A 9083-nucleotide genomic window follows, 5' to 3' on the forward strand; every position below is an offset into this window, starting at 1 on the left:
ACCTCCGGGGGCTCGTCTGAGCTGCCCGTTTCCTTCTCGATCAAAGGTTTCACCGTCTTGTCTCACGATCTTTCCCTGCTCGGCTGGACCGACCTGCGCGCCGCCGAGCTTCCCGCTGACACCGTCCCGGCGCGGGTGGCCCGCGTCGACCGCGGCGCCGCCGAGGTGATCGCCGCCGACGGGCAGCACCACGTCAAGTACGGCGCCCGCGTGCGCCGTTCCTCCGCCGACGACCCGGTGGCCCTGCCGTGCGTCGGCGACTGGGCCGCGCTCAGATGGCTGCCCGAAGGCCGGTACGAGCTCGACCAGGTGCTTTCCAGGACCACCGCGTTCGTCCGGGGCGGCGTGAGCCGCGACTCGGTCGGCGGCCTGTCCGGCGACGGTCAGGGCCAGGTGCTGGCGGCCAACGTCGACGTCGTCTTCGTGGCCGAGCCGTCCATGCACGCGACCGACTTCGCCGACCTGGGCCGTATCGAGCGTCTGGTGGCGCTGGCCTGGGAGTCCGGCGGCACGCCCGTCGTGCTGGTGACCAAGTCCGACCTGTTCGAGGCCGGGCTCGACGAGCTGATGGCCGACGTACGCGCCGCCGCGCCGGGCATCGACGTGCACGCCGTCTCCTCGCTGCTGGGGGAGGGGGTCTCGCTGGCCGCGAGCTATCTGCACGGCTCCCGTACGGCGGTCGTGCTCGGGCCGTCCGGCGCGGGCAAGTCCACCCTGGTCAACGCGCTGGCCGGCATGGGTGCGATGGACACCCAGCAGGTCCGGGCGGCCGACGGGCGCGGGCGGCACACGACCGTCCACCGGGAGCTGATCCCGTTGCCCGGCGGCGGCCTGATCATCGACACCCCGGGCATCCGGCGCATCGGCCTCTACGACATCGGGGAGGGCGTGGATCTCGTCTTCTCCGACATCGAGAAGCTGGGCCAGCGGTGCCGGTTCGCCGACTGCGGGCACGTGAGCGAGCCGGGCTGCGCGGTCCTGGACGCCATGGAGAGCGGCGAGCTGCCCGAGCGCCGGCTGCAGAGCTGGCGCAAGCTGCAACGCGAGGCCGCGTGGATGGCGTCCCGCACGGACGCGCGGCTGCGCAAGGAGCAGCAGAACAAGTGGAAGATCATCCACAAGGAGATGCGCCGCTCCAACCGCAACCGCCCCTGACCCCTGATCCCACCTCCCGCCCTGCCTGACGCGGAAGGTGTGGCCGGGCCCACCTCCCGTTCCGCTCGGTGCGGGAGGTGGGGGCGAGCCCGCACCCCTTCCGCCTCCTGGGGTGGGAGGCGAGTAGGGCGGGTTGTGGGGGTAGGCACAGGTCATGGAGCTGTTCGCGGATCGGGCCGAGGCCGGGGCGTTGCTGGCCGAGCGGCTGCCGGAGGTGAACGACCCCGTCGTGCTGGCGTTGCCGCGCGGCGGGGTCGCCGTGGCCGTGCCCGTCGTACGGCGGCTCGGCGGGGAGCTGGACGTGCTCGTCACCCGGAAGATCGGCTACCCGCCGGCGCCCGAGCTGGGTGTGGGGGCGATCGCCGAGGGCGGCGAGCCGGTGTTCGACCTGACGATGCTCGACCGGCTGGGCATGACGCCCGAGGACGTGGCCGGCGTGGTCGAGCGGGAGCGGCACGAGCTGGCCAGGAGGGTGGAGGTGTACCGGGGCGGCCGGCCGTTGCCGCCGCTGGCCGGTCGCGAGGTGATCGTCGTGGACGACGGCCTGGCCACGGGCGTCACCGCGAGGGCGGCCCTGCGCGCGGTCGCCGCCGCCGGTCCCGCCAAGGTGACGCTGGCCGTGCCGGTCGGCGCCGAGGACACCGTCAGGATGATGCGGGCGGAGGCCGACGAGGTGGTGGTGCTGCTGACCCCGGTCGACTTCAGAGCGGTCGGCCAGTGGTACGAGCACTTCGACCAGCTCACCGACGCCGACGTGCTCGACCTCCTGAACCGGAGATGACCCCTACCGGACACCGACGCTCAGGCTGGTGCCTAGGTGGACAGGACCGCCCACACCAGCTTCCTGGAGCTGCCGGGGGCGAACCAGCCCCATGCGCTGCAGAGCGCGTCCACCAGCCGCAATCCGCGCCCGAACTCGGCGAACACGTCGGTCTGCGCCGCCACCGGGACGGTCTGGCTGTGGTCGGTCACCACGCAGGCCAGCTCGGGCCGCCGGAAGAGCAGCCGCAGCTGTACGGCCCCGCCGCCGTGCCGCATCGCGTTCGTGACCAGCTCGGAGACCACCAGCTGCATGTCGAAGGCCACGTCGGCGACCGCCCACGAGGTGAGGGTCTGGTCCACGAAACGCCGGGCCATCGCCACGCACCCCGGCTCGGACGCGGTGCTTTCGTGGAACGGGAACACCGCGTCGCACGGTCCGGCCCGCCCATCCACCAGAATGGAGGCGAGCCACCCTGGTGGCCCGGAACCTATGGCGGCTTGCGGCCGAGCGTCGAAAGTCGTCATCCTGGCCCCCGAAGCGCGGTCTGGTGATCCAGTGCCCATCTTTACGGGGTGTGGTTATTGATGCAAGACTTTTCGTGTTTTACCGATGCGAATACCATCTGCACGTGCAGATGATCTAGGAGCGGTCGAGTGAGCGCACAGAGCGCGGAGGGAAAGCTTCTCAGCTACTCGCCGGGAAGCCCGACGGTGCTGCGGATCCTGCTGGGTACGCAACTGCGCAGACTCCGTACCGAGAAGGGCATCTCCCGAGAGGATGCCGGATACTCCATTCGCGCATCTCATGCGAAGATCAGCCGACTTGAGCTCGGGCAGGTCAGCTTCAAGCAGCGGGACGTCGCCGACCTGCTCACCCTCTACGGCGTCACCGATCCCGACGACCGGGAGCCGCTGCTCGCCCTGGCCCGGCAGGCCAACGCCCCCGGCTGGTGGCACAAGTACGGCGACCTGCTCCCCGGCTGGTTCGAGGTCTACATCGGCCTGGAGGGCGCCGCCTCCGCCATCCGCACGTTCGAGAACCAGTTCATCCCCGGCCTCCTGCAGACGCCCGCCTACGCCAAGGCCGTCATCCGGCTCGGCAACGAGAAGGCGCTCGACTCCGAGCTCGACCGCCGCGTCACCCTGCGCACCACCCGGCAGAGGCGGCTGGAGAGCGGGCTCAAGCTCTGGGCCGTGATCGACGAGGCCGTCCTGCGCAGGCCGCTCGGCGGGGCCGAGGTCATGCGCGAGCAGGTCCGCCACCTGCTCGACGCCACGGAGGAGCGCAACGTCACCGTCCAGGTGGTGCCGTTCGAGAGCGGTGGGCACGCGGCGGCCGGTGGCTCGTTCAGCATTCTGCGCTTCCCCGAGCGCGAGCTGCCCGATGTGGTCTACATGGAGCAGCTCACCAGCGCCCTCTATCTGGACAAGCCGGCAGACTCCGACCACTTCATGGAGGTCATGGACCGGCTGAGCATCCAGGCGCTGGAGCCGAAGCAGACGAGGCGCTTTCTGGAACAGTTCATTTCCGGATGAGCTGCTGAAACTCCTGTGATCCACTCCATAGTCGGATTTTTGGGCATCCGGTATATGGAGTCTGTCGTGCTGTCGTAGGGTCAGCGCAAACGCGGATGCACGTGCATCCGTAAGATCGCTAGGAGCTGTCCCCCATGCACGAGTTCCGGAACGGAACCCCCGCCGGTCACCTCCCCGTCGTATGGCGCAAGAGCAGGCGCAGCAACCCCAACGGCAACTGCGTCGAGGTCGCGGGCCTGCCCACGGGGGAGATCGCCATGCGCAACTCCCGGTTCCCCGACGGCCCCGCGCTGGTGTACACGCAGGCCGAGATCAGCGCGTTCGTCCTCGGGGCCAAGGACGGGGAGTTCGACGACCTGATCGTCTGATCAGCGGGGTTCGTTGTACCAGCGCCACCGGGGCAGGCGCGGGCGTCCGGGCAGCTCGCCGCGGCCGGTCGCCCACAGCAGCGTGGCCCACGGGGCGGTGTCCACGGGGGCGTCGGGGAACAGGCGGGCCAGCACCCGCGAGCACAGATCCGCGGACGGCTCCCAGGCCAGGCCGAGCCCCGCGGACACGTCGTGCATATGCACGAGCGTTTCCACCAGGCCCATCGCGGCGAACGCCGTCGCGTCCCCCGTGCCGAAGATGTGATGACCTCCGGCCCCTGGCGGCGCGGTGCGGACCATGGCCGACAACAGCGCGCCGCTGGCCTGGAGCACCTGCAGCAGCCCGACGGGCCCGGCCGCGCGGTCGGCGTGGACGGCGTTGTTCGGGCCGCCGGGCCTGCGCCGGTCCAGTGCGAAGGGCACGTACGTGTCCAGCGGCGGCACCCTGAGCCCGAGCTGGGCGGCGTAGGAGAACAGGTCGTCGGCGAGATGCTCGACGGTCTCCCAGCAGGTCCACTCCAGCGAGCCCGCCTGCTCCTCCCACGCCTGCGGCGGCGCGTCCCGCAGGGTGTCGACGGCGAGGGCGACGGCCTCGTCGAGGTCGTCCGCGGTCACGAGCGGTGAATCCGGCATAGGGCGCACCTTATCTCCGTCCGCTTCGTGCGTCCGCGTGTAGGGTCGTCACGATCCGCACGTCCGGACGGGAGCCGTACCGCATGACCGAGCCCGAAGACCTCACCGCGCGCGCCCGCATCAGGGAGGCGGCGCTGCTGCACTTCGGCGAGCACGGCTTCGAGGGGGCCACGACCCGGGCCATCGCCGAGACCGCGGGCGTGTCCCCGGGGCTGCTGCGCCACCACTACGGCTCCAAGCGGGCGCTGCGCGAGGCGTGCGACGAGCACCTGATCAGGATCGTCCGGCGCATCGAGGGCGACGTCCGCGCCGGGGCCGTGCCCGCCGGGAGCAACCCCGTGGCCGCCGCGCTCGACGCGCTGGCGCCCTACCGGCTGTACGTGGCGCGGGCGCTGGCCGAGGGCTGGGCGGAGCCGCTGTTCGACGGCATCGCCGAGCTGAGCGAGCGGTGGCTCGAAGAGCTCGACGAGACCCGCACGGACGAGCCGTTCGCCGGCCGCAAGGCCCGCGCGACGGTGTCCACGGCCATGTCGCTGTCGATCGGCGTCCTGCACAAGCACGTCTCCCGCGGCCTGGGCGTGGACGTGTTCAGCCCCGAGGGCGCCCACCTGCTCGCGCTCACCCTGCTCGACCTCTACTCCCACCCCCTGCTGACCCCCGCGGCGGCGGCGGAGCTGCGGGACGCCCTCGGCAGAAGCCGCGCGAGCGGATGATCCCGCTCAGGACAGGAAATCCGCCAGGACCGGACGCAGCGCCTCGGGCCGGCCGAGCACGCCGTGGTCCTCGCCGGGAAGCACCAGGTGCCGCGCGGCCGGCACGGCCTCGGCGACCGCCCGTACGGCGTCGAGCATCCACTTCGGAGACTGGTCGCCGCCGATCGCCAGGGTGGGCACGGTGATCCGGGACAGCCGCTCGACCGGCGGGAGCTGCCCCGGACCGCACACGGCGGCGTCGTAGGGGAGCGTGTGCGCCAGGCCGGTGAACCAGCCCCACACGCCCTCCGAGCGCATGCCCGCCACGGTCTCCTCCGGCACGTCGACGCCCTCGGTCAGGAACAGCGCCACGGCGTCGTCGCGGCGGTCCTGCGCGATGAGGGCGCGCAGGCGCTCGGCGAAGTCGTCCCCGGGAGGGGTGCGGGCGCCGTCCACGACGTACGGCGGCTCGTAGACGGCCAGGCGGGCGATCGGCAGCCCGTACGCGGCGGCCTCCAGCGCGAGGATGGCGCCGGAGGAGTGGCCGAAGACGCTCGCCGAGCCGCCCGCGTGCTCGATCAGCGCCGCGAGGTCCTCGATCTCGCGCTCGACGGCGTAGGCGGGCGCGTCGCCGCTGCCGCCCCGGCCGCGGCGGTCGTAGGCGATCGCGCGGAAGCCGGGGGCGAGCGCGGTGGCGAGGGCGGCGACGGTGGTGCGGTCGTTGAACGCGCCGCCCACCAGGATCACCGGGTGGCCGTCGCCGCCGCTCTCGAACGCGATGCGGGTGCCGTCGGCCGAGGTGACGGTCTGAAGCGTGGACTGCATTGCCGGACTCCTTCTTCGTGCTTGTGTCACCAGGAGGTCGGAGCCGGCCCGCGCCTCTCTACATGCCTCTAACGAAAAATTCGCGGATCCGCCTGAAGGCCGCGCGAGAGGCGGACGGTGATGAACTCGTTGTCGTCGGGACGACCCGGCGTGCGGCCGCTGGAGAAGGGGAAGTTGTTGTCGTCCAGGAGGGCCAGGGTGCGGTCGTCGAGCACGACCACGTCCTCGATGGTCTGGAAGGGGAACCGGAACGTGCCGGGCGTGCCGCCGAGGCCGCGCGGGTCGGCCAGGTCGAGCAGGTCGGCCACCTGCGTCTTGTCCAGTGCGCCGTCGTGGTCCCGGTCCCGCGTGTCGGCCAGGTAGACGCGCTTGACCTTGGCGGCGTCGCCCTGGAGGTTGTCCCGCTCGATGATCAGGAAGCGGTTCTCGTCCACGGCGACGGCGTCGCCGATGGAGTGCGAGGGGTCCTCCAGCCGGTACGTCCACGTGCGCCCGGTGTATGCGCGCTTGCGTAGGTCGAACTCGTTCATCCGCAGAGTGCCCGCCGGGTCGCCGTTCACCGTGCCTTCGAGCAGCGGGTAGAGCCTGCGGCCGTCCACCGACCTGGCCATGCCCTCGAAGCCCTTGCTACTGGCCAGGTTGGGACGGCCGCCGTTCAGGTAGGGGTTCTCGGGGGCCTTGACGCCGGGCAGTTCGATCGGGGCGTCGAGCAGCCGGCCCTTGCGGTCGAAGTGCAGCAGGAACGGGCCGAACTCGTCGCCGATCCAGTACGTGCCGTCCGTGGCGCGCACGATCGACTCGACGTCGAAGTCGGAGCCGGTCAGCGTACGGTCCGGGCGGGTCAGGGGGAACGGGACGAGCCCGCGCGGATCGGTGAGGTTGAAGCCGCCGAGCACCTCGACCGTCCTGGCGTCGAAGTCCGGCTTGACGTTGTGCACGCGCAGGAGGAAGTCGGCGCTGTTGGCCTTGTTGCCGAAGCCGTTGTCGGACAGCACGTCGAAGCTGCCGTCGTGGCGGCGGGCGATGCCGCTGAAGCCCTGCACGGGCTGGCCGGGGAAGGGCGGGGTGACGCCGTTGACCGGCGCGGTGCCGAGCAGCGAGCCCGACGGCTCGCTCCGGGGGACGTAGGTCTGGGCGGGAAGCGCGGCGAAGCCGGTGAGCGTGGCGCGGCCGAACGTCGCGCTGCCTCGGCCCTCGGGCTGAGCGGGGTCGGCCAGGGCGGCCGTGGCGGGGGCGGCGAGGGCGAGCGTCATGGCCGCCGCGCACGTCAAGGTGGTGATGCGTCTCATGGCGGGCACGCTAGAGGCGCCACATGACGGCATTCCGAACAACGGGCAACCGCCAGGAAACCGGCCATACCAGGAGCAAACACACCCAAGCCCGCAGAAAAACCAAGGCGGGTACGCCCACAAGAAAGGCCCACCTGGAGGAAGGGGCGATCCGGGAAAGAGGCGGCCGAGTTCGGAGGAAAGGCCGAGCCGGGAGGAAAGGCGGACACGCTCGGGAGAAAGGTCGAGTCCGCAGGAAAGACGGAAATGCCCGGAGAAAAGGTGGGTGCGGTGGAAACCGCGACGGCCACCCCTGCCCAGGATCGGGCGGGGGTGGCCGGGTGTGTCCGGGATGACGATCTCGGGCCTGATCAGGCAGTTACCCCGACCGGGTTCGCCAGAGCCTGGACATGGAAGGCCAGGCTCCGGTTCATCGGGACAACTGAGTGATCACGCGATGATCGTTGATGCTGCCGAGGTGTGTCAGGCGGCGGAGATGCCGGCGCTGGCGGCGCGGCGCATGCGACGGCGACGCTCGCTGGCGCGCTCGTCCTCGTTGAGACCGCCCCACGTGCCGTACTTCTCCGGCCGGGACAGCGCGTAGTCTAGGCACTCGTTGCGGACAGGGCACCCGGCGCAGATCGCCTTGGCCTTCCGCTCACGTACGTCACGCTCGGGCTGCCGCTCCCCGTCGGGGCCGAAGAAGAGCACGAGATCCTCACCCCGGCACGCGGCATCATCCTGCCAACCCCAGCTGGGGCGCGGGCGGGCGAGCTGCCGACGTACCTGAGACATGAGAAAACCACCTTCGTGAGAGGTATTTCGGTAATTGAGCCGCATTGGACGCTTTTGGCGTCACTGTTCCAACGCAAGGACGGGCCGTGATGTTCCCTAGTCAGGCGAGGGCGGGCGTGGCGTACCGCACAGGCGTGAGCCTGTCCAGCGAAACCAGCCGGTAGGTGGTGATCGTCTCGGCGCAAGCCGTACCACACGGCGCTGTGAACGCCGATGGCTCAACCACAACCTGGAACCGGACGTCTCCGCAGCGCACGACTGCTTCGGTGACGTCGCCGTCCGACCTGGAGGATTCCACGGCCACTGCGCCGACGGAGCACTCTCCCGTATGGGCTCGGGCAAAATGCTCGACGGCTTGCAATGGCTCAGGGATGCCTGCGCGCCCCCGGAGACGGTCGAGAATGACCTCGCCCGACCGGTACGCGTTAGCCGCTGCCAGTGCAGCAGCCTGAGACATGCTGCCGTAGAAAATTCCGTGTGGCAAGCACACGAGGTTGGCGGCGTAGCGATCGCCGCCAACGTGTGACGTTTCCCACACTCTGTCGGGCAAAGATTCGGCCAGCGACCGAGCGAGGGGTAGTCCAATGCGGGCGCAGCACACATTGCGCTTGGCGTGCGTGCAGACCAGAAATACCGGCTCGTCTTCAAGTATGCAGGACTCCGGGAGCACTCCCGCCACGAAGGCGTCCAGGTCAAGATCGTCCGGACCTGCGACGACACCGCGGGCCAACCAGGGGCGGTCGCCCGCCGCGTAGGCCAATAGCACACGGATTCCCTGGTCCCGCTGGCGGGTTCGCCTCCCCGGACGCCTGATGAGCTGGGGCCTGATACCGCGTTCGAGCGCTCGGCGCACGAGTTCGGAGATTTCTTCAGGAAGTTGCAAGCTTTCCAGGTGGGAGGGCCAGGGGCCGTCGTACTCGACGAGCAGCCAGAGCCTGGCTCCCACGGTGGCGCTGGCCAGGGTCGGCATGGCTCCCGTGTGGCAGCCCGCCATGTGCTCGCAGCCCCTCGCCAACGCCTCTCCCTTCCCGACGAATTAGGTAAGGATA

Annotated in this window: 11 protein-coding genes; 5 read left to right on the plus strand and 6 right to left on the minus strand. The window is 70.5% G+C overall.

Annotation, left to right across the window (positions count from 1 at the left end; all coding sequences use genetic code 11):
* Positions 1–57 precede the first annotated feature (57 nt).
* Together rsgA and ACWCSU_RS08045 are read left to right on the plus strand one after the other, a co-directional pair.
* A complete protein-coding gene (rsgA, locus tag ACWCSU_RS08040; RefSeq protein WP_449934370.1) occupies positions 58–1155 on the plus strand; it encodes a ribosome small subunit-dependent GTPase A in 1098 nt (365 codons plus the stop codon).
* A 154-nt stretch (positions 1156–1309) separates the two neighbouring features.
* Positions 1310–1936 (plus strand): phosphoribosyltransferase, encoded by a 627-nt coding sequence (locus ACWCSU_RS08045; protein WP_449934372.1) that lies wholly within the window; start codon positions 1310–1312, stop codon positions 1934–1936.
* 32 nt (positions 1937–1968) lie between these two features.
* On the opposite strand, the gene ACWCSU_RS08050 is transcribed toward ACWCSU_RS08045, so the two are convergent.
* Complete coding sequence (locus tag ACWCSU_RS08050) at positions 1969–2340, minus strand: ATP-binding protein (RefSeq protein ID WP_357698169.1); 372 nt, start codon at positions 2338–2340, stop codon at positions 1969–1971.
* Positions 2341–2571: 231 nt separating this feature from the next.
* Between ACWCSU_RS08050 and ACWCSU_RS08055 the strand changes: the two genes are divergently transcribed.
* Both ACWCSU_RS08055 and ACWCSU_RS08060 read left to right on the plus strand, forming a co-directional pair.
* A complete protein-coding gene (locus ACWCSU_RS08055) occupies positions 2572–3453 on the plus strand; it encodes a helix-turn-helix domain-containing protein (RefSeq protein ID WP_449934374.1) in 882 nt (293 codons plus the stop codon).
* Between the two features lie 134 nt (positions 3454–3587).
* A complete protein-coding gene (locus tag ACWCSU_RS08060; protein ID WP_352327185.1) occupies positions 3588–3821 on the plus strand; it encodes a DUF397 domain-containing protein in 234 nt (77 codons plus the stop codon).
* Here the strand turns inward: ACWCSU_RS08060 and ACWCSU_RS08065 are convergent, their stop codons facing one another.
* Positions 3822–4454 (minus strand): hypothetical protein, encoded by a 633-nt coding sequence (locus tag ACWCSU_RS08065; RefSeq protein ID WP_449934376.1) that lies wholly within the window; start codon positions 4452–4454, stop codon positions 3822–3824. It lies immediately after the preceding gene.
* Between the two features lie 83 nt (positions 4455–4537).
* Here ACWCSU_RS08065 and ACWCSU_RS08070 point away from each other — a divergent pair, with 83 nt between their 5' ends.
* Positions 4538–5167 carry a TetR/AcrR family transcriptional regulator gene (locus ACWCSU_RS08070; RefSeq protein WP_357698175.1) on the plus strand — a complete coding sequence of 210 codons (630 nt, stop codon included), beginning with the start codon at positions 4538–4540 and terminating at the stop codon, positions 5165–5167.
* Between the two features lie 6 nt (positions 5168–5173).
* Here ACWCSU_RS08070 and ACWCSU_RS08075 read toward each other — a convergent pair whose 3' ends face one another.
* The 4 genes from ACWCSU_RS08075 to ACWCSU_RS08090 all read right to left on the minus strand — a co-directional run bounded on the left by ACWCSU_RS08075 (position 5174) and on the right by ACWCSU_RS08090 (position 9004).
* On the minus strand, positions 5174–5971 hold the full coding sequence (locus tag ACWCSU_RS08075) for an alpha/beta fold hydrolase (RefSeq protein WP_449934379.1): 798 nt from the start codon (positions 5969–5971) through the stop codon (positions 5174–5176).
* A 68-nt stretch (positions 5972–6039) separates the two neighbouring features.
* Positions 6040–7260 carry an esterase-like activity of phytase family protein gene (locus ACWCSU_RS08080; RefSeq protein ID WP_449934381.1) on the minus strand — a complete coding sequence of 407 codons (1221 nt, stop codon included), beginning with the start codon at positions 7258–7260 and terminating at the stop codon, positions 6040–6042.
* A 462-nt stretch (positions 7261–7722) separates the two neighbouring features.
* Positions 7723–8034, minus strand: a complete 312-nt coding sequence (locus ACWCSU_RS08085; RefSeq protein ID WP_125634885.1) for a WhiB family transcriptional regulator — start codon at positions 8032–8034, stop codon at positions 7723–7725.
* Positions 8035–8134: 100 nt separating this feature from the next.
* The gene (locus ACWCSU_RS08090) at positions 8135–9004 is read right to left on the minus strand and encodes a sucrase ferredoxin (protein ID WP_364089878.1); all 870 of its coding nucleotides are present in this window, start codon (positions 9002–9004) and stop codon (positions 8135–8137) included.
* Positions 9005–9083 lie beyond the last annotated feature (79 nt).

The organism is Nonomuraea sp. NPDC001699 (assembly GCF_053596455.1).

Bases quoted from the DNA above. Each gene is read 5' to 3' on its own strand.
- ACWCSU_RS08045 (WP_449934372.1), top strand. From the start codon at position 1,310: ATGGAGCTGTTCGCGGATCGGGCCGAGGCCGGGGCGTTGCTGGCCGAG.
- ACWCSU_RS08060 (WP_352327185.1), top strand. From the start codon at position 3,588: ATGCACGAGTTCCGGAACGGAACCCCCGCCGGTCACCTCCCCGTCGTA.
- ACWCSU_RS08065 (WP_449934376.1), bottom strand. From the start codon at position 4,454: ATGCCGGATTCACCGCTCGTGACCGCGGACGACCTCGACGAGGCCGTC.
- ACWCSU_RS08070 (WP_357698175.1), top strand. From the start codon at position 4,538: ATGACCGAGCCCGAAGACCTCACCGCGCGCGCCCGCATCAGGGAGGCG.
- ACWCSU_RS08075 (WP_449934379.1), bottom strand. From the start codon at position 5,971: ATGCAGTCCACGCTTCAGACCGTCACCTCGGCCGACGGCACCCGCATC.
- ACWCSU_RS08080 (WP_449934381.1), bottom strand. From the start codon at position 7,260: ATGAGACGCATCACCACCTTGACGTGCGCGGCGGCCATGACGCTCGCC.
- ACWCSU_RS08085 (WP_125634885.1), bottom strand. From the start codon at position 8,034: ATGTCTCAGGTACGTCGGCAGCTCGCCCGCCCGCGCCCCAGCTGGGGT.
- ACWCSU_RS08090 (WP_364089878.1), bottom strand. From the start codon at position 9,004: ATGCCGACCCTGGCCAGCGCCACCGTGGGAGCCAGGCTCTGGCTGCTC.